Source organism: Paenibacillus sp. FSL R7-0297, assembly GCF_038009025.1.
Lineage (GTDB): Bacteria > Bacillota > Bacilli > Paenibacillales > Paenibacillaceae > Paenibacillus_AQ.
The window spans coordinates 4,258,063-4,278,623 of sequence record NZ_JBBPAQ010000001.1 but is presented as its reverse complement, the minus strand read 5'-3'; the positions used below and the strand labels follow the sequence as shown (position 1 = coordinate 4,278,623).

The following is a 20,561-nucleotide window of genomic DNA, read 5'->3' as shown; positions in this document are numbered from 1 at the left end:
TTTTGCGAATAATATCCACTTATCTACTGTAAAAGTTTACCCTAAATTTTCAAAAAGCAACCCGGCTGTCCCGCTGTCGCTCGTAAGAAGGACATACGGTATACAACCAGGCTGCTTTAGGGCTCTACTTATGGAAAATTAACGACGCAATCCCAGTTTTTCGATCAGGGCGCTGTAACGTCTGATGTCTTTGTTCTTCAAATACGCCAGCAGTTTACGACGTTGTCCAACCATCTTCAGCAGTCCGCGACGGGAATGATGATCCTTCTTGTGCGTGCGCAAGTGGTCAGTCAAATTAACGATGTTCTCCGTAAGGATAGCAACTTGCACCTCAGGGGATCCAGTATCGGATTCGTGAGTTTTGTGCTCGTCGATCAATTGGTGTTTACGTTCTTGAGTCAATGCCATCCTGTTCACCTCCTTCATTATAATCGCCAGTAGCCTCGTCACCGTCGGTGAGAACAAGCAACCAAGCTAAGGTTATGCTGCTGTCATTCCAGCAACGTTAATCAGTATAGCACCTACAAAGACAAAAGTAAACGGCATGTCCGGGAAAGATTAGGAATGATATCCCAGAAGCCCTTTGGCTGTCTCGGCATCTGCGCCGATCTGGGCGATTAAGGCCTGGATGGACTCAAACTTGCGTTCAGAACGGATAAAGGATACCAGTTCTACCTTAAGCTCCTGCCCGTAAATATCTCCCGCGAAATCAAACAGATGCACTTCAAAGCTTGGAGCAATCATCCCGTCATGAAACGTAGGCTTCACGCCGACATTCATCACACCGTACAATACTTCTTCCTTGTAAAATACCTTGACGGCGTACACGCCTCTGGCCGGAATGACATAGCGGTCATCAAGCTGCAGGTTTGCTGTTGGAAACCCGATGGTCCTGCCCCGCTTCTCTCCATGACCCACAATTCCTCGCAGGTGATAACAACGTCCAAACCAGGCATTGGCTTTATCCAGTTCCCCGTTCAGCAGGCTCTTGCGGATGCCGGAGCTGCTGACCTTCTCTCCTTCGAGAAGAAACGGGGAGACCGTTTCTACATTCATAACACCCTGCCCCAGCTCCCGAAGTGTGTCTGTATCGCCTTCGCCCTTGTAGCCGAAGCGGAAGTCGAAACCGACTACGGCGGTAACAATCTGCAGCGGCAGCAGCATTACAGAGACAAAGTCCACCGGGCTAACCCGGGAGAGTTCTTCATTAAATGCAATAATATATAAAATATCAACGCCCATCCCGGCAAGCAGCTCCTGCTTGTCCCGGGATGGTGTCAAATATCCTTCATAGTCACCTTTACCCATAACATCCTTAGGATGGGGATAAAAGGTCATGACAGCTGCAGGTACACCTGCCTGGCGGGCAAGAGCTACAGCAGATGTTATGACGCTGGCATGTCCGCGGTGCAGTCCGTCGAACTGCCCCAGGGCAACTACTTGAGGCTGCGCCCACTCTGCTGCCGTCTCCGGCAACATAGGATAGCTTAAGGTTACGGTTCTCACGCTGTTTCTCACCTACATTCACAAATAAATTAAAGTCTAAGCCTGTGCAAACACTTTAACAGGAGCAATCGCACCGGTGGCTTCTAAAGCATAGATGCCTAGAAACTCCCCTTGCAGATCATAGAGCCGGAAATCTCCGCTGCTCTTTACTTCAGGTGCCACAACGCGTAGCGACAGACGTTGCCCTTGTAGGGCGGCCTTCTTCTTCTCCTCGGCTACCGTATGTTTGGGCAAATGCGAAATCGCCTCATCGGCGGCAATTAAATGTTCTTCCAGCGTACCTGCTTCCTTATATTCAGCAATTTGCTCCAGGGTCAGACAATGACTGGCAGATATCCCTGCCGACATGGTCCGCTCCAGCTTCACCATCACACCCGGTACTCCAAGCGCACGCCCGATATCCACGCATAGGGTACGGATGTACGTTCCTTTGGAGCATAATGCCCGGAACGTGATATCGGGATAATTGCCGCTCCAGACCATACCCTGCATTTCAATCTCATAAATTTCCACTTCACGGCTCTTACGTTCCACCGTCTTGCCTTCTCTGGCCAGCTCGTACAGACGCTTACCATCCACCTTCACTGCTGAATACATCGGGGGAACCTGTGAAATCACACCTTTGAAGGAATTCAGAACAGCCAGCACTTCAGCTTCCGTAACTTGAACCTCTTCAACTGATTCCGTAATCGTCCCTGTTAAATCCTCTGTATCACTGGCAAATCCCAGCCGCAGCGTAGCAACATACTCCTTGGGAAGCTCCTGGATGTACTCAACCACCCGCGTGGCCCGTCCCAGACATAACGGCAGCACTCCGGTCACCTGGGGATCAAGTGTACCGGTATGTCCTATCCGCTTCATGCCGAGAATCCGCCGCGCCTTGGCCACAACATCATGTGAAGTGAACCCTGCCGGCTTATATACGGCCAGAACACCTGTAAGTTCACTCATAAATGAAGTTTAACCTCCTCAAGCACCTTCGCTACCGCCTCTTCAAGACTTCCGTTAATGCGGGCTCCCGCTGCCCGCGTGTGCCCGCCGCCGCCGAAGACCTGCGCCAGCGCCGCGACATCGACCTTACCTGCTGAGCGCAGGCTGGCCTTCACCGCATGCTCATCGATTACCTTGAACAGAATGCCTACTTCAACCCCGCGGATATTACGCGGATAATTGACAATCCCTTCAAGATCCTCGTTGGCCGCATCACAGTCCAGCATATCCTGAGGTGTAACGTACACCCAGGCAATATCCCCTTCAGGACTGAGCTGCAGTGTACTGAGTGCCCGGTTCAGCACTTTGACCTGCGGAAGAGTCATCTCTTCAAGCAGTGTCTCTGCCAGTTCAGGTCCATTCACGCCTAATGCCAGCAGTTCGGATACAGCTGCCATCACTTTAGGCGAAGTGTTGTTATAGCGGAAACCGCCGGTATCTGTTAAGAGACCGGTATAAATGGCCGTGGCAATATCGATATCCCATTCCACCTCAAACGTCTTCAGCAGGTCGAACAGAATCTCTGCTGTAGCTGCCGCATCCGGCTTGATGAGCGTTACGGCACCGTACCCATTATTGGTGGGATGATGGTCTATGTTTACGATAAGTGCATCACTGGTGAAATGACGCTGGGTAAGTCCTACACGCTGAAAATCCGCACAGTCGACACAAATGACGTTGCTGTACTGGCGCGGCAGTTGGCCTGCAGCAGACAGATTGACAATTTGATCGGCATGCCATAAATATTCCATACGCTGCGGAATCTGGCCCTCGTTCAGCATACAATATTTTTTGCCCAGACATGAGAGAAGCCAGCCCACCGCGAGGGTGGAGCTGACTGCATCTCCGTCCGGCTGAACATGCGACACTACAAGATAATCGTCGTGTTCCAGCAGAAACTTACGGGTCTGCTGGAGACTTTGTTCATAGCTCTGCATTCGCCGTCTCCTTTATGTTCCGTAGCTCTATTCGGTTTTGCCGATTTCTCCGAGCAGCTTCTCAATATGACTTCCGTAAGCAACGGATTCGTCAATCTTGAAGATCAGCTCAGGAGTGTGGCGCAGGCGGATTGCTTTGCCAAGCTCCGAGCGGAGAAAGCCGTTAGCTTTCTCAATCGCCTTGAGCGAGTCTGACTTCTGCTCCTCGTCCCCGAATACGCTCAGGTATACCTTGGCCTGTGACAAATCATTTGTCACATCTACGCCAGTTACAGTTACGAACCCGACGCGCGGGTCCTTCAGTCCACTTTGGATGAGCTGGCTCAGTTCTTTCTTAATCTGTTCGCCAACCCGTCCGGTTCTGATTTTAGACATCTATATTCACCTCTTCGCTTAGCGCTCTACCGTTTCCATAATGAACGCTTCGATAATGTCGCCTTCAACGACATCATTATAGCGTTCCAAAGTTATGCCGCATTCATAACCCTGCGCCACTTCTTTGGCATCATCTTTGAAACGTTTCAAGGTGTCGATCTTGCCTGTGAAGACAACGATACCGCTGCGGATCAGGCGCATCTCAGCGTTGCGGGCAATTTTGCCGGAAGTAACCATACAACCTGCGATGGTACCCACTTTGCTGATTTTGAACACATTGCGCACTTCAGCATGGCCGATAACATTCTCTTTGTAGATGGGATCAAGCATCCCCTTCATGGCACTTTCAATTTCTTCGATTACATTGTAGATAATGTTATGCAGACGCACATCCACTTTCTCCTGCTCAGCTGCCGCTTTCGTCTGGGTATCCGGACGAACGTTGAAGCCGATAACAATAGCGTTGGATGCTGCTGCCAAGGTAATATCGGATTCCGTAATCGCTCCGGCACCGCTGTGAAGGATCTTCACGCGAACACCTTCAACTTCGATCTTGGCCAGGGAGCCTTTCAGCGCCTCTACCGAACCTTGTACGTCACCCTTGATAATCACGTTGAGATCTTTGATCTCTCCGTCCTTGATGTGCTTGAACAGATCATCCAATGTTACACGGGTGTTCGTGTTCAGCTCAGACTGGCGCTGCGTAGTCGAACGTCTGTCCGCAATCGCACGGGCCTTGCGCTCATCTTCGAAGGCCATAAACGGATCGCCCGCCTGCGGCACTTCAGTCAAACCGGTAATTTCCACTGGTGTGGAAGGTCCCGCTTCTTTGATCTTGCGTCCCTTGTCATTGACCATGGCACGTACGCGTCCGAAGCAGTTACCTGCTACAAAGGCGTCGCCGACTTTCAGCGTACCGTTCTGTACGAGAATACGGGCAACTGGTCCACGGTTTTTGTCAAGCTCAGCTTCTATAACAGTACCGCGTGCCCGTTTGTCCGGGTTCGCTTTGTACTCATTTACTTCAGCAACAAGCAGAATCATTTCCAGCAGCTCTTCCAGGTTGATGCGCTGTTTGGCCGACAGGTTAACGAAGATCGTATCGCCGCCCCACTCTTCCGGAACCAGCTCATAGCTTGTAAGCTCCTGCTTCACCTTGTCAGGGTCCGCACCTGGCTTGTCGATCTTGTTAACTGCAACAATGATCGGAAGTCCGGCTGCCTTGGCATGGTTGATCGCTTCTACCGTCTGCGGCATAACACCGTCATCGGCAGCGACGACGATAATCGTCATATCCGTAACCTGGGCACCACGGGCACGCATAGCAGTGAACGCTTCATGGCCCGGTGTATCAAGGAACGTAATTTTCTTGTGGTTGATTTCGACTTGGTACGCACCGATGTGCTGTGTAATTCCGCCTGCTTCTCCGCCAGTTACGTTCGTGGAACGGATGGCATCGAGCAAGGTTGTTTTACCATGGTCAACGTGACCCATGATCGTTACAACCGGAGGACGGGACTGCAGATCATCGTCGGAATCATTCTCTTCCACGGTTTCGAAGCTGTCTTCATCTACAGGGATCTTCACTTCTACTTCTACACCGAACTCGCCGGCCAGAAGCAGGATCGTGTCGATATCAAGCTCCTGATTGATCGTGGCCATAACGCCCATCGAGATCAGCTTCTTAATCACTTCCGAAGCATCCTTGTGAAGCAGCTTCGCCGTTTCACCAACCGTCATGCTGCCGCGGACAATAATCTTCTTCGGTGTGTTGTCAATCTTCTCACGGTGTACCATCGGCTGGTTTCTGCCGCGGTTGTTCTTGCCGCCACGGCCGCGGAAGTTGCCGCCTTTGCCGTCATCAAAACGTTTCTGGCCGCTGTTATTGTTCGGTCTGCCGCCAGTAGCATTCTTCTTCGGACCTCTGTCACCGCCGCGGGAGAAATCTCCGCCTGCGTTGCCTTGACCCTGCGGGCGGTCGCCCGTGCGTGGTGCAGTACCTTGACCTTGTGGACGGTCACCTGTACGGGGTGCGCCGCCTTGACCTTGCGGACGGCTACCAGTGGTGGAGCTGCCCTGCGGACGGCTGCCGCCGGTGGAGCTGCCTTGCGGACGGCTGCCGCCAGTGGAGCTGCCCTGCGGACGGCTGCCAGTGGTGGAGCTGCCTTGTGGACGGCTGCCAGTGGAGCTGCCTTGTGGACGGCTGCCAGTGGAGCTGCCTTGCGGGCGGCTGCCGCCAGTGGAGCTGCCTTGCGGACGGCTGCCAGTGGTGGAGCTGCCTTGTGGACGGCTGCCAGTGGAGCTGCCTTGCGGGCGTGAATTCTGCGTTGTACCTGTTGTTTGTGTTCTGCGGGAATCTTGTCCGCTTTGGGGCCTTGGGGACGTCGTCGATTGGTTGTTGTTTTGGTTACTGTTCATACCTACCTGCTTTTCCGGTTGATTTTTGTTGGCATTCTGAGCACTTTGGGGTTCGGCTGTTACCGCGCCGGTAGTTACCGGTCGGCTGCTGGTGCCGGTGTCCCGCTTGGCTGCAGCGTTTGACTTGATGTCCTTGAAGAACTGTTCTACTTTGTTCACGGAGCCATTCTCCATGACACTCATATGATTATTCACAGGGACATTCAAACGCTTCAGAATTGTAATGATTTCTTTACTGCTCATGTTCAGAGACTTCGCGTATTCATACACGCGCAGTTTATCCTTATTGTCTTCTTTAGTCAATAACTCCACCTCCGACAGTATCTCCAAGCGTTCTGGAGATCATTTCCGCGAATCCTTTATCCGTAACGGCCAGCACTACGCGCTGGTCTTTACCAATACTTGCACCGAGTTCATCCCGGTGAAATGCGATTACTAGTGGAATATCGTAGGTCCCGCACTTATCGCGGAACTTCTTTTGGGTATTATCTGAAGCGTCACCTGCCAGGACGACCAGCCTCGCCTCTGAAGACCGCACTGCCTTAAGCACAGCCTCGTCGCCGGTGACAATCTTGCCTGCTCTCATCGCAAGCCCTAAATAAGAAAGAGTCTTACTCATTGTCCTCACTATCCTTCGCTGCCAAAAATTGCTCCTCCACGGATGCAAAATCCCGGGCAAGCTGGGCATAGATTTCAGGACTCACTTGACATTTCAATGCTCGGTCAAGTGCTTTGGTCTTTTGTGCCAGCTTAAAGTATTCCAGTTTACCGCAGATATAAGCGCCACGGCCCGACTTCTTGCCCGTCAGGTCAATGAGCACTTCGCCCTCAGGCGTTCTCACCACGCGAATCAGCTCTTTTTTGGGCATCATCTCTTGGCTGGCAACGCATTTGCGCAGCGGTACCTTTCTTTGCTTCATAGTAGCGCCTCCCGTCAGTCAGCAGATTCATTAATCGATGGAGACGGAATCCTGATGCATTTCATCATTAGAAGTTCTGGGTCTGCCGTATTCCTGCTCTGCCTGAGTCTCACTCTTGATATCAATTTTCCAGCCGGTCAGCTTAGCAGCAAGACGGGCATTCTGCCCCTTGATGCCGATCGCCAGCGACAATTGGTAATCAGGAACGATGACACGCGCCATTTTCTCAGCTTCAAAGACCTGAACTTCAAGCACTTTGGACGGGCTGAGTGCATTGGCCACATACTCCTGCACAAGCTCGGAATACCGTACGATATCAATCTTCTCGCCCCGAAGCTCGGTTACGATGGTCTGAACACGTGTGCCTCTAGGGCCTACGCAGGAACCAACGGGATCGACTTCGGGATTACGCGAGAACACGGCGATTTTGGAACGGAAGCCGGCTTCGCGGGCAACGGAACGAATCTCAACCACTCCGTCAAAAATCTCCGGCACTTCCAGCTCGAAGAGACGCTTCAGCAGACCCGGATGACTGCGGGACAGCATGATCTGCGGTCCTTTGGTCGTATTCTCCACCTTGGTGATATAAGCCTTGATACGCTCGCTCTGCTTGAACTTCTCGCCCGGCATAAGCTCGCCCAGCGGCAGAACCGCCTCGATTTTACCAAGATCCACATAAATGTTACGCATATCCTGACGCTGGACAAGGCCGGTAACAATATCATCTTCCTTGTCAATAAAAGCGTTATAGATAAGTCCGCGTTCCGCTTCACGGATACGCTGTGTAACAACCTGCTTGGCAGTCTGGGCAGCAATACGCCCGAAATCACGCGGTGTAACTTCGAGTTCGGCAATATCCTCCAGTTGGAAATGCGGGTTGATCTCCCGGGCTCCCGGCAGAGAAATCTCTGTCCGTGAGTCCAGAACCTCCTCCACAATCAGCTTGCGGGCAAAAACCTTGATTACGCCTGTGTTGCGGTTCATATCCACACGCACATTCTGCGCCGCATTGAAATTGCGTTTATAGCTGGAGATCAGCGCAGCTTCGATGGCTTCAAACAGCACATCCTTGCTGATGCCTTTCTCCCTTTCCAGTTCATTCATAGCTTCGATAAACTCCATACTCATGAAATTCCGGTCCCCCTTTCAAGACGTTAAAAAATAATGGCCAATCTCGCACTGGCGACCTTGGCGTACGGTACTACATGTTCTTTTTTGCCCGCGGAGATGAGCAGTTCCTCGTTCTCGAACGAGAGCAAACGACCTTCGAATTCTTTGAGTCCTTGAATCGGCTCATACACCGTTACATATACATCCTTGCCAACCGCTTTGGCAACATCCGCCGCTTTCTTGAGCGGACGTTCAGCTCCGGGCGAGGAAACCTCAAGGAAATAAGCTTCGGAAAACGGATCATTCTCATCCAGCTTCTGGCTGATGTATTCGCTGATGGTACCGCAGTCATCGATATCAATGCCGCCTTCTTTATCTACGAATACGCGCAGGAACCAATTGGAGCCTTCTTTCACGTATTCAACGTCCACCAGTTCGAAACCATTGTCCTCGAGATAGGACCCGAGCAGCTGCTCTACCGTCTGTTTAATTTTGGATTTGGGTGTGCTCAAAAGAAGATTACCTCCACGAACTTGTCTTTTGCTATATACCAAAGATAAAGAGTGGGTTTCCCCACTCTTTACACAACGGACTTATCTCATTATTACCAAAAAAATTATACCATAGTGAGTCTGCACTGACAAGTACCAGCCCTTGACTCCCTTATTTCAAAGCATGATTTGCAGCGGAATTTAGAATAATGACAGCTGGTTGCTCTCAGGCAGACCGCGGAAGCAGCCCATTCCATTCAGCAGCTCAATTACCGTTTTACTGGCTTTGGATTTCTGCTGGAAGTCCTCAATGGAGAGGAATTCTCCGGCATCCTTGGCAGCCGCAATATTGATCGCGGCATTATCACCAATACCCGCAAGCGAAGAGAACGGCGGAATCAGGCTGGTGCCGTCAACCGTGAATTTGGTGGCATCGGAACGGTACAGATCGATATTTTTGAAGGTGAAGCCGCGGGCAGTCATCTCCAGTGCCATTTCCAGTACCGGAAGCATCGCTTTTTCCTTCGGCAACGCCTGGAAGCCTTTTTGCTCGATCTCTACAATCTGGCGACCAATGGCCTCATAACCCTTACAGCAGAGTTCAATATCAAAATCAGCGGCACGGACAGAGAAGTAAGTCGCATAATATTCAATCGGATAATACAGCTTGAAGAAGGCGGTCCGCACTGCAGAGATGACATACGCTGCCGCATGCGCCTTCGGGAACATGTACTGGATTTTGAGACAGGAATCAATGTACCACTGCGGCACCTTGCATTTCTTCATCTCTTCGATCCACTCGGGAGGAAGCCCCTTCCCTTTACGCACACTTTCCGTAATTTTGAAGGCCAGGCTGGCATCCATATCGGCCTTATAAATCAGGTAGAGCATGATATCATCACGGCAGCCGATAACCGTCTTGATGTTGCAGGTATTATTCTTGATGAGCTCCTGGGCATTCCCCAGCCACACGCCGGTCCCGTGGGACAAGCCTGAAATCTGCAGCAAGTCGGCAAAGCTGGAAGGCTTGGCTTCCACGAGCATCTGGCGGACAAACTTCGTCCCCATCTCCGGCACTCCGTAGGTGGCTACAGGGGTACGGATCTGATCCGGTCTTACCCCGAGCGCATCTGTGGAGTTGAACATGCTCATTACCTTTGGATCATTCATTGGAATGGTGGTCGGGTCTACGCCGGTCAGATCCTGCAGCATGCGCATCATGGTCGGATCATCATGGCCCAGGATATCGAGCTTCAGCAGGTTGGCATCGAAGGCATGATAGTCAAAATGGGTTGTTTTCCACTCTGCCGTAACATCATCTGCCGGGAACTGCACCGGGGTAATGTCTTCGATCTCCATATAATCCGGCAAAACAACGATACCGCCGGGATGCTGCCCCGTACTGCGCTTCACACCCGTGCAGCCGGCCGCCAGACGGCCTATTTCGGCTCCGCGCCAGCGTTTCTGGTGATGCTCTTCATATTTCTTTGTGAACCCGAAGGCGGTCTTCTCAGCTACGGTACCGATGGTGCCTGCCCGGAATACATTATCAGGTCCAAACATCGTTTTGGTAAAATTGTGGGCATTCGGCTGATACTCCCCCGAGAAGTTAAGGTCGATATCGGGAACCTTATCCCCCTTGAAGCCCAGGAACGTCTCAAACGGGATATCCTGGCCTTCCCCCTTCAGATTCCCGCCGCAGTCCGGACAGGCCTTGTCCGGCAGGTCGAAACCGCTCGGTACACTGCCGTCCAGGAACCATTCACTATACCTGCATTCCGAATTCGTGCAGATATAGTGGGCCGGCAGCGGATTAACCTCAGAAATACCAAGGAACGTTGCAACAACAGATGATCCTACCGATCCACGTGAGCCGACGAGATATCCATCCTGGTTCGACTTTTTAACGAGCCGTTCCGAGATCAGATAGTTGGCAGAGAAGCCGTATTTAATAATCGGCGCAAGCTCCTTCTCCAGACGGGCTACTACAACCTCCGGCAATTCCTCGCCGTAAATTGATTTGGCTGTCTCATAGCAGGTATTGCGGATCTCATCATCCGCTCCTTCAATAATTGGGGTGAACAGCTCGCTCGGGAATAGATCATATTCCTCGAAACGTTCGGCCAGCTCCACGGTATTGGTGACCACAACCTCCATCGCTTTTTCCGGGCCCAGGAACTCAAATTCCGTAAGCATTTCCTCGGTGGTCCTGAAATGGGCATCTGGTTTACGCTGGTCTTTAAGCGGACTGAAGCCGGTAATCCCATGAATTGTAATATCACGGAACAGCTTGTCACGCGGCTCCAGGTAATGCACATTGCCGGTAGCAATGACCGGCTTGTTCATCTGGTCGCCGATTTCGCATATCTTGCGCACAACACCGCGTAAATCCTCGGCACTGGCCACGAAACCTTTATCCACCAGATGCATGTACATGGTCAACGGCTGAATCTCCAGAACATCATAGAACTGGGCCACCTCTATGGCCTCCTCCACTGTCTTGTTCAGCACCGCTTCAAAGAACTCGCCGCGCTCACAGCCGGAGATGACAATCAGCCCGTCCCGGTGTTCCTCAAGCTTCGATTTGGGGATACAGGGTACCCGTTTATAATATTCCGTATGTGACATGGAGATCAGCTTATAGAGGTTCTTTTTGCCGGTCGGATTCAGTGCATAAATACCGCAGTGAAACGGCCGTACATTCGAGAGGTCATTGCCTACATAATCATTCAGCCGGTCAAGCCGGGTCAACCCTTTCATCTTTTCCGCATCCGCGAGCAATCCATTGAGGATTCCGCCCAGGGCAATCGTATCGTCCACCGCCCGGTGATGGCTCTCCAGCAGCACTTTGTACTTGTCAGCGAGTGTATTGAGCCGGTGGTTCTTCATGGTCGGGAAGAGCAAACGCGCAAGCTCCAGCGTATCCAGTGAAGGATTCGGCAGCTGCGGCTGGCCCAGCTTCTTCAGGGAAGCCTGAATGAACCCCATATCAAACCGTGCATTGTGGGCTACCAGAATGCTGTCGCCGATAAACTGGGCGAACTCTTTTAGTACAGGTTCCAGATCAGGAGCGTCTTTGACCATTTCATCGGTAATGTTGGTCAGCTGCTGGATATGATAAGGAATCTTTTCATGCGGATTAACAAAGGTGGTATAACGGTCCAGCTCTTTGCCTTCGCACATTTTAATTGCTGCAAGCTCTGTAATATTGTTGCGCGTGATCGACAGACCGGTGGTTTCGATGTCAAATACGACATAGGTTGCTGTTTTGAGCTCCAGGGGCTGTGCATTCTCCACGATGTTTACTGCGTCATTTACAACGTTGGCCTCCACACCATAGAGCATTTTGAGCTTATGCTTATGTGCAGCATGGTTCGCATCCGGGAAGCTCTGGACATTACCGTGATCCGTAACAGCCAGTGCCGGGTGTCCCCATTTCGCAGCGGTTTTGACATAATCGGTGATGGTTGCCACTGCATCCATCGTGCTCATTGTAGTATGCAGATGGAATTCAACCCTCTTCTGCTTGGCATTGTCCTTACGCGCCGGCGGTGCTGAAACTTCCGACAAATCCGACGGGATCATCACCAGTTCTGGAATTTGCATGAAACGGTCATATTCAACTTTGCCGCGTGCCCGCACCCATTTACCGTTAGCCAGCTGCCCCATCACTTTCAGATCTTCCTTAGTCTTCGCAAACATCTTCATCTGCAGAGAGTCGGTGAAGTCGGTGATGCAGAAGGTATACAGTGTGTTGCCGTTACGCAGCTCTTTGGTGTCGAGTCCAAATATCGTGCCTTGAATCGTGATCTTCTTCTCTTCATCCTGTATGTCCAGAATGGATACGGCCTGTTCTTTGATCTCATACCCGATCTGAAGCTTAATCACCTCATTCGGATCACCGGGTTCCTCAGGCTCGTCCGGTTCACTGGCCATCATCATCATCTCTACCAGTTCACGCTGCTCCTGCTGGAGCTTCTGCTGGAATTCCTCGTAGGCATCCGCTTTGCTCTCATTCTCGGCAATCTGCAGCTTCACCTTAAGGGTAAGTCCGAAATATTTATCATAATATTTAATAATGGCTGCTTCGATGCCCTTTTTACGGGCCAGCTCAAGAGACATGGAATCGCTCAGGCTAAGCAAAAGCGTGCCGTCCTGCAGGTCCTGACTGGAGCGCGTCAGCCATCCGTTAACAGATGGAATCTCACGCTGGACCCACTCGAGGAACATTCCCCAATACTCCTGTACAATATCCGCTCTGCTGATTGAATCATCATATAGGAACAAGAAGCTGACTTTTGCAATATGCTGCAGCTTCTCACGCATTCTAAGGACAAAGGTCCGGTAGGTCTGGGCCGGAACCAGGCTGTCTTTCGCAATTACAATATGCCAGTCACGGTTGCCGCGGCTGATTTCCACACGCTCGATCTGCCCGTCCAAAAAGTAGGGATCAATGATGGCCGGAGGAATTTCCCCCTGCTTCATTAACAGCTCGAACCTTTTTCTTCTCTCCACGCTTAGCTCCATGGTTTCCCCACCTAACTCGGCAATAATTAGCTATACCTATACTATAATTCTAGTATAGTAAGAAAAGCTTCCGGTTCAAAAAGCATTGGGTAATTGCGGCCCGCCGACTCCTCTCGCCAGAAGCTAATATAAAGGATCAAATAAAAATTGAAGTTGCCGCTTAATACGCTTTGGCGAATACAACTGTATGCAGGGCCGGCTCACCGCAGCAAATACAAGTCTCTTTCGTTTCTGACGGATTGAACGGAATATTACGGCTGCCTGCGCCTGTTTCTTCCTTCACCTTGGATTCACATTCCTCCGAGCCGCACCAGCCTGCAAGTGCAAAGCCGCGCTTCTCTTCCATGGAATCCTTCATTTGCTCTAAGGTATCTACAGAATAGAAATGATCCTCACGGAACTTCAGAGCCCGCTCGAACATTTCCTGGTGAACCTGCTCCAGCATAGCCTTCACTTCTTCAACCAGATTCTCCTGCTGGATAATCTTCTTCTCACCGCTGATCCGGGATACGATTACGCAGACTCCGTTCTCCATATCACGCGGTCCAAGCTCCAGACGTACCGGTACACCGCGCATTTCGTATTCATTGAACTTCCAGCCCGGTGTAACATCTGCGCGGTCGTCTACACGTACGCGGATTCCGGCACTCTTCAGCTCTTTGAACAGCTCATCTGTGCGCCCGATCACTGCTTCACGGGTCTTAGGCGGCCCGATCGGAATCATAATGACCTGAGTAGGCGCTACCTTCGGCGGCAAAGCCAGCCCGCGGTCATCCCCATGCACCATGATCAGTGAGCCGATTAGACGTGTGGTAGAGCCCCATGAGGTTGTATGTGCATGTTCAAGTACATTATCACGGCTTAAGTATTGGATATCAAAAGCCACTGCGAACTTGGTACCCAGATAATGAGAGGTAGCCGCCTGCACAGCCCGTCCATCTTTCATCATTGCTTCAATGGAATACGTGTCCACCGCACCGGCGAATCGCTCGGATGGTGTCTTCTGTCCGGTAACCACCGGAATCGCCAGAAAAGTCTCTACGAAATCACGGTAGTTATCCAGCATCTTCATCGTTTCTTCACGCGCTTCCGTCTCATTCTCATGAGCGGTATGGCCTTCCTGCCAGAGGAATTCCGTAGTGCGGATGAATGGCAGTGTGCGCTTTTCCCACCGGACTACGTTAGCCCATTGGTTGATCAGCACCGGAAGGTCACGGTAGGACTGAATCCATTTGGAATACATATGGCCGAACATGGTCTCGGAAGTTGGGCGGATTGCCAGACGTTCTTCCAGCACATCGCCGCCAGCTTCAGTCACCCAAGGCAGCTCCGGATTGAAGCCTTCAACATGTTCTTTCTCCTTCTGGAAAAAACTCTCCGGAATAAACAGCGGGAAGTAGGCATTGCGGTGTCCGGTTTCCTTGAGGCGGCGGTTCATCTCCTCCTGGATATGTTCCCAGATCTCGTAGCCGTCCGGTTTGAACACAATACAGCCGCGGACCGGAGAATAATCCATCAGGTCCGCTTTTTTGATCACATCAATATACCAGCGTGAGAAATCTTCGCCCTGCGGCGTGATTTCCGTAACGAACTGCTTGTCTTTTGCCATGTAAAGAGATCCTCCTAAATTCGCCCCGCAAAGCGCCGGTTAACAAGCGAAGCTCTCAAGCACTTTGCGGGGACCCCAAAAGAATGTAATGTGAACCAATCAGCCGCTTATGAGGCGTAATATATCATTATAAGTCACAGCAATCATCACCAGGAACAGCAGTGCAAAGCCTACAAAATGGACCATGCCTTCGCGGTTCGGGTCCACCGGCTTACCGCGCAGCGCCTCCACACCGAGAAACACGAGCCGGCTTCCGTCAAGTGCAGGAATCGGCAGCAGGTTGAAGATTCCGAGATACAGGCTGAGTATAGCCGCCCAATAAGTCAAATACTGAATCCCCTGCTGGGCAATCTGCCCGGTCAGCTGGAAGGTTCCCACGGGTCCCGAGATATCGTCCATATTGAATTTGTTGATCAGCTGCTTGAAGCCGATGAAGATCAGCTTCGTGGTATCCACCATGGCAGTGCCTGATTTGGTGATAGTCTCACCAACCCCGGCCTTGCGTGTAGGAAGCTCCGGAGTGATCCCGACTTTACCGCCTTCCTCCCCTTCCATACTGCGGGGAATCATAGCTACATTAAGGGTTTCATCGCCGCGCTGCAGTGTCCATTTCATCTCTTTGCCCTTGGACGCGGAAGTGAGCGAGATCATCTTCTGGTAATCTCCACCGATAGTTTCGCCGTTAACGGCTACAACTATGTCGCCCTTCTGCAGACCGGCTTCCTGGGCTGGCATTCCTTCGCTTACATCGCCGATCTTCACATAGGTCGGATTCTCCACCTGGATACCGGCCATTTGCAGATGAAGCGCGAACAGCACAAAAGCCAGAATGAAGTTCATCACCGGACCGGCCAAGATCGCCACCGCGCGCTGGCCTACGCTTTTGCTGCCGAACTGGCGGTCTTTGGGCGCGATCTGCGTCTGCTGGCTTCCCTTAATCATCATCGCCTGCGGATGTACGTCGTATGTGGTTACTTCACCATCCACATCCAGACGGATTTTCAGCTCATTCTCAAGATCCGTGAATTGCGCTTCACCGCGGATAACATTTCTGCGTGTATCCAGCGAATCCAGGTAAATATTCTTCACCTTATTATCCTGGCCCAGTCTGACCGCAATGGTCTGTCCGGGACCGATCTCAATCATTTCCGGATCCTCTCCGGCCATTCGGGCATATCCCCCAAACGGCAGCAGGCGAAGCGTGAACTGGGTTTCATTGCGTTTATAAGAAAACAGTTTCGGACCGAAACCGATAGCAAATTCCCTCACAAGAATTCCGGCGCGTTTGGCAAAATAATAATGTCCCCATTCATGGACGGTCACCAGAACAAAGAACATAAATACCGTCAAAAAAACGACTCTTACCATCTCCATTGCGAAACATTCCCCCCTTTAGGTGTAAGACCGAAGTATGTCCTCTTAATTTATCATTATTCCAAGGTAAGGCACAAGAGAATCAACAGTCCACCCCTATTTTTCAGGGCATAACAAATATTTCCGGAAAACAAAATGCGCACTGTCCGCTTACAGCACAGCCGCAAGTTCCCGGGTCACCGTATCACAGTGCTTAATCTGCTCCAGATTCGGATGAGCCGCATTCTCATGGCGCTGAAGGACTTCATCAATAATCTCGTCAATCCGCAGGAACGGAATCTCGCCGCGCAGGAAACGGGCAACGGCAATCTCATTCGCTGCATTGAAGGCGGTTGTAGCCGTCCCCCCCATGGTGCCGCAGTCGATAGCCAGCTTCAGGGCCGGGAAGCGCTCATAGTCCATCTCACGGAAAGTGAGACTGGCTACTTTGGCCAGCGACAGCCGCTCAGCAGGCGACTGCCAGCGGTCCGGATAGGTGAGCGCATATTGAATTGGAACCCGCATATCGGGCGTTCCCAGCTGCGCAATGATACTGCTGTCACGGAATTCCACATAGGAGTGAATAATGCTCTCCGGATGCAGCAGCACATTAATCTGTCCATACGGGAGGGCAAACAGATGATGCGCTTCGATTACTTCCAGCCCTTTGTTAACCATAGTTGCCGAATCAATTGTAATCTTGGCCCCCATGCTCCAATTCGGGTGGCGCAGTGCATCCTCAACAGTAACATTCTTAAGCTGTGATCGCGTATAATCACGGAAAGATCCTCCGGATGCTGTGATGGTAATCGAAGCAACATCTTCGCGGTTCTCGCCATTTAAGCATTGAAAAATAGCCGAATGCTCGCTGTCAATCGGCAGGAGCTTAACACCTTTGCGGCCCGCCAGCTCTGTAACCAGGTGTCCGGCGGTAACCAGCGTTTCCTTGTTGGCCAGTCCTATATGTCTGCCGGCTTCAATCGCCGCCATTGTAGACTGCAGACCCACGCTGCCCACAAGGGCAGTCACAACAGTCTCTGCGTCACCGCCAGCGGCAATCTCCACCAGACCTTCATGTCCGCTGTAGAGCTCTACGCCGGCAGGCAGACTGGATCTGATCTCTGCAGCAAGCTCCGGTGTAGACACAGAAACGCGGCGCGGATGGAAGCGGCCCACCTGCTCCAGCAGCAGCCGGGTATTCGATCCCGCTGCCAGCCCGTCCACCACAAAGGCTTCCGGATGCATGGCTACGACATCGAGTGTCTGGGTGCCGATTGAACCCGTAGAGCCGAGAATACTGATTCTTTTCACAGTTGAAACCTTCTTCCTGTCGTTAATAGTAAGGCATCAGCATTACGATATGTACGAAAGGAAATACGATAATCCAGCTGTCACAGCGGTCCAGGATGCCTCCATGACCAGGCAGCAACGAGCCTGAATCCTTAATACCGTACACCCGTTTATAAGCAGACTGTACAAGATCTCCGAGCTGACCCAGAACGGCGCAGGAAACCCCGATAAGCAGTGCGCGTCCGATGGTCAGCAGATCAGGAACCAATAGGGCAAAAACAATAGATATCACGGCAGAGATTAATACTCCGCCAAGGGCACCTTCGATAGTTTTGTTAGGACTGATCGCCGGCCAGAGCTTATTGCGTCCGAAGCTTCGGCCGACAAAATACGCTCCGGCATCACTTCCCCAGATGCAGCACAGCAGCAGAAATGTCCAGAGGAGCCCATGTCCATCTCCCGCACCGCGGGCGATAGCCATATAAGAGAAGCCCATCCCTATGTATACAATGCCGGTGAACATCAAAGCGGTGATCTTAATATCCAGCTTGTTCTTGCTGAAGACCGTAACCAGCAGGAATAACAGCATGAGCAGCCAGATTCCCTGCTCCCACGATAATAACTCGGAAGTCCCCAGCAGATTCCAGGGGATCATGAAGCATACTACGGACGCATAACCAAGTACAGCAGTCCCTCCGAAGGTTGCTGTACCTGTCATTTTTACAAATTCATAATAGCCGATGAGGGCCATGGCAGTCAGCAACAGCTGATACGGCCAGCCTCCCAAAAAGCACAAGCCCAAAAACAAGGCTCCGGCAACAATTCCGGTAATCACTCGCTGCTTCAAAGATTCCCATCTCCCATCAGGCTACTTCAATCCACCATAACGGCGTGTGCGGCGCTGATATTCCGCCACAGCCTGCATCAGATGCGTCTTGTCAAACTCCGGCCAGTACACATCTGTAAACCATAATTCACTGTAGGCAATCTGCCAGAGCATAAAGTTACTGAGGCGCATTTCTCCGCTCGTACGGATCAGCAGATCAGGGTCAGGCAGTCCGCCGGATAAGAGCCTGCTGTCAATCAGTGCTGAAGTAATCTCATCAGGTGTCAGAATACCTGCCTGGATATCCTTGCCCAAGCCGCGCATACAGTCTTCAATCTCTTTACGGCCACCGTAGTTCAGCGCAAAATTAAGTATAAGTCCGGTATTCCCTTCGGTCCGGGCAACCGCTTCTTCCATAGCCCTGCGGGTATGGGAAGGCAAAGCCTCGGTATCCCCCATTACACGTACCTGTACATTCTTCTCAATCAGTTCATCCAGTTCAATGGCCAGAAATTCCACAGGCAAGCGCATCAGGAAATCAACCTCATCCTTCGGCCGCTTCCAGTTCTCCGTGGAGAAAGCGTACATGGTCAAGAACTCTACTCCCAGGTCATTCGCCGCGATTGTCGCACGTTTGACCGCCTTCATCCCGTTCTGATGGCCCACAATACGGGGCAAGCCGCGCCGTTTCGCCCAGCGTCCGTTGCCATCCATAATTACAGCTACATGCCGGGGAATATTATCCGGTGAAATCTCGACTGGCTCCTGCCTGTCTTTACGGCTCAGCCATTCTTGAATCCGTTTGATCATTTCCGTTTCCTCCAAGCTCTTATCAGAAAGAGACAAACCCCACCATAGACGGAGGGGCCTGAAGTCTCTTGAATTTCATTATACTTCCATAATCTCTTTTTCTTTGGACAAGAGCACTTTGTCGACTTCAGCTATGAACTTATCCGTTGATTTCTGGATATCTTCCTGATGTCCATGTGATTCGTCTTCCGAAATGCCGTTCTTCTCCATCTTCTTGATGTCATCGTTCGCATCGCGGCGGATGTTACGGATGGCTACCTTTGCTTCTTCTCCGAACTTCTTGGTGAACTTTACAAGCTCGCCGCGGCGTTCTTCAGTAAGCGGTGGAATGGACAAACGGATGATTGTACCGTCATTGGCAGGCGTAATCCCGATATCTGACTTCATAATCGCCCGCTCGATGTCAGACATCGATGTTTTGTCCCACGGCTGGATCAGCAGTGTCCGGGAATCCGGTGTGCTGATGTTAGCCAGCTGATTAAGAGGAGTCGGAGCACCGTAGTACTCCACTTGAATGCGATCCAGCAGTGACGTCGAAGCACGTCCTGCCCGCAGCGTAGCCAAATCGCGTTTTAGCGACAAAATCGCTTTTTCCATACGCTCTTCGGCATTTTTCTTCACCGATTGTGGCATTAATTTACACTCCCTTTAACAATCGTCCCGATCTTTTCGCCGAGAACGACACGTTTAATATTGCCTTGCTCTGTAATAGCAAACACAATGAGCGGTATATTATTATCCATGCAGAGAGAGGAAGCGGTGGAATCCATAACACCAAGGTTCTTGTTCAGAATATCCATGTAAGTAAGTTGCTCGTATTTCACGGCAGTGCTGTCCTTGAACGGATCCGCGGAATAGACACCATCTACTTTGTTCTTCGCCATCAGAATCACTTCGGCTTCAATTTCGGCCGCTCTGAGCGCTGCCGTTGTATCCGTCGAGAAGAACGGATTCCCCGTTCCTGCGGCAAAAATAACTACACGGCCCTTTTCCAGATGCCGGATTGCCCGGCGGCGGATATAAGGCTCAGCAATTTGCTGCATGGCAATAGAGGTCTGAACCCGTGTAGGGACATCGATCTGCTCCAGGGCATCCTGAAGTGCCAGCGAGTTCATGACTGTTGCCAGCATCCCCATATAATCCGCTGTCGCCCGGTCAATGCCGCTTGCACTTCCCGCGATTCCGCGCCAGATGTTACCTCCGCCGCACACAATGGCAACCTGAACTCCAAGCTCAACGACTTCCTTGACCTGCTCCGCGATGGAGATGATCGTTTCGGCATCGATGCCATAGCCATTCTGTCCGGCAAGTGATTCACCGCTAACCTTAAGGACTACTCTCTTAAATACCGGCTGTTCCAATTGTATACCCTCACTTTCTTACAAAAGACGGAACACT

The 20,561-nt window shown here is 51.5% G+C and carries 18 protein-coding genes; all 18 read right to left on the bottom strand.

Annotated features, from left to right (window positions below; all coding sequences use genetic code 11):
* Positions 1-138 precede the first annotated feature (138 nt).
* The 18 genes from rpsO to pyrH all read right to left on the bottom strand — a co-directional run bounded on the left by rpsO (position 139) and on the right by pyrH (position 20,524).
* The gene (gene rpsO / locus MKZ24_RS18815) at positions 139-408 is read right to left on the bottom strand and encodes a 30S ribosomal protein S15 (RefSeq protein ID WP_019910460.1); all 270 of its coding nucleotides are present in this window, start codon (positions 406-408) and stop codon (positions 139-141) included.
* A 150-nt stretch (positions 409-558) separates the two neighbouring features.
* Positions 559-1,506 (bottom strand): bifunctional riboflavin kinase/FAD synthetase, encoded by a 948-nt coding sequence (locus MKZ24_RS18810; protein ID WP_042237101.1) that lies wholly within the window; start codon positions 1,504-1,506, stop codon positions 559-561.
* A 36-nt stretch (positions 1,507-1,542) separates the two neighbouring features.
* Positions 1,543-2,457 (bottom strand): tRNA pseudouridine(55) synthase TruB, encoded by a 915-nt coding sequence (gene truB, locus MKZ24_RS18805; RefSeq protein ID WP_042237103.1) that lies wholly within the window; start codon positions 2,455-2,457, stop codon positions 1,543-1,545.
* On the bottom strand, positions 2,454-3,434 hold the full coding sequence (locus tag MKZ24_RS18800) for a DHH family phosphoesterase (protein ID WP_042237105.1): 981 nt from the start codon (positions 3,432-3,434) through the stop codon (positions 2,454-2,456). Before MKZ24_RS18800 ends, truB begins: the two co-directional genes overlap by 4 nt.
* A gap of 27 nt (positions 3,435-3,461) precedes the next feature.
* Positions 3,462-3,809 carry a 30S ribosome-binding factor RbfA gene (rbfA, locus tag MKZ24_RS18795; protein ID WP_042214811.1) on the bottom strand — a complete coding sequence of 116 codons (348 nt, stop codon included), beginning with the start codon at positions 3,807-3,809 and terminating at the stop codon, positions 3,462-3,464.
* 18 nt (positions 3,810-3,827) lie between these two features.
* On the bottom strand, positions 3,828-6,530 hold the full coding sequence (infB, locus tag MKZ24_RS18790; protein WP_042237107.1) for a translation initiation factor IF-2: 2,703 nt from the start codon (positions 6,528-6,530) through the stop codon (positions 3,828-3,830).
* Complete coding sequence (locus tag MKZ24_RS18785) at positions 6,523-6,846, bottom strand: YlxQ family RNA-binding protein (protein ID WP_039295273.1); 324 nt, start codon at positions 6,844-6,846, stop codon at positions 6,523-6,525. The genes infB and MKZ24_RS18785 overlap by 8 nt, the downstream gene beginning before the upstream one ends.
* Positions 6,839-7,147, bottom strand: a complete 309-nt coding sequence (gene rnpM / locus MKZ24_RS18780; protein ID WP_036692616.1) for an RNase P modulator RnpM — start codon at positions 7,145-7,147, stop codon at positions 6,839-6,841. The genes MKZ24_RS18785 and rnpM overlap by 8 nt, the downstream gene beginning before the upstream one ends.
* A 30-nt stretch (positions 7,148-7,177) precedes the next feature.
* Positions 7,178-8,275 (bottom strand): transcription termination factor NusA, encoded by a 1,098-nt coding sequence (nusA, locus tag MKZ24_RS18775; protein ID WP_039295270.1) that lies wholly within the window; start codon positions 8,273-8,275, stop codon positions 7,178-7,180.
* Between the two features lie 26 nt (positions 8,276-8,301).
* Entirely contained in the window at positions 8,302-8,769 is a 468-nt protein-coding gene (rimP, locus tag MKZ24_RS18770) for a ribosome maturation factor RimP (protein ID WP_036724721.1), read from the bottom strand.
* Positions 8,770-8,949: 180 nt separating this feature from the next.
* Positions 8,950-13,275, bottom strand: coding sequence for a PolC-type DNA polymerase III (locus tag MKZ24_RS18765; RefSeq protein WP_042237110.1), 4,326 nt, complete (start codon positions 13,273-13,275; stop codon positions 8,950-8,952).
* Between the two features lie 160 nt (positions 13,276-13,435).
* Positions 13,436-14,884: a proline--tRNA ligase gene (proS, locus tag MKZ24_RS18760; protein ID WP_340785445.1), complete on the bottom strand. Its 1,449-nt coding sequence runs from the start codon at positions 14,882-14,884 to the stop codon at positions 13,436-13,438.
* Positions 14,885-14,983: 99 nt separating this feature from the next.
* Positions 14,984-16,258 (bottom strand): RIP metalloprotease RseP, encoded by a 1,275-nt coding sequence (gene rseP, locus MKZ24_RS18755; RefSeq protein WP_042138122.1) that lies wholly within the window; start codon positions 16,256-16,258, stop codon positions 14,984-14,986.
* Positions 16,259-16,408: 150 nt separating this feature from the next.
* The gene (locus MKZ24_RS18750) at positions 16,409-17,548 is read right to left on the bottom strand and encodes a 1-deoxy-D-xylulose-5-phosphate reductoisomerase (protein ID WP_340785442.1); all 1,140 of its coding nucleotides are present in this window, start codon (positions 17,546-17,548) and stop codon (positions 16,409-16,411) included.
* 22 nt (positions 17,549-17,570) lie between these two features.
* Positions 17,571-18,374 carry a phosphatidate cytidylyltransferase gene (locus tag MKZ24_RS18745; RefSeq protein WP_042237115.1) on the bottom strand — a complete coding sequence of 268 codons (804 nt, stop codon included), beginning with the start codon at positions 18,372-18,374 and terminating at the stop codon, positions 17,571-17,573.
* Between the two features lie 21 nt (positions 18,375-18,395).
* The gene (locus MKZ24_RS18740) at positions 18,396-19,163 is read right to left on the bottom strand and encodes an isoprenyl transferase (RefSeq protein ID WP_039295253.1); all 768 of its coding nucleotides are present in this window, start codon (positions 19,161-19,163) and stop codon (positions 18,396-18,398) included.
* A 78-nt stretch (positions 19,164-19,241) separates the two neighbouring features.
* Positions 19,242-19,796 (bottom strand): ribosome recycling factor, encoded by a 555-nt coding sequence (gene frr / locus MKZ24_RS18735; RefSeq protein WP_039295250.1) that lies wholly within the window; start codon positions 19,794-19,796, stop codon positions 19,242-19,244.
* Positions 19,796-20,524, bottom strand: a complete 729-nt coding sequence (pyrH, locus tag MKZ24_RS18730) for a UMP kinase (protein ID WP_039295247.1) — start codon at positions 20,522-20,524, stop codon at positions 19,796-19,798. The genes frr and pyrH overlap by 1 nt, the downstream gene beginning before the upstream one ends.
* Positions 20,525-20,561 lie beyond the last annotated feature (37 nt).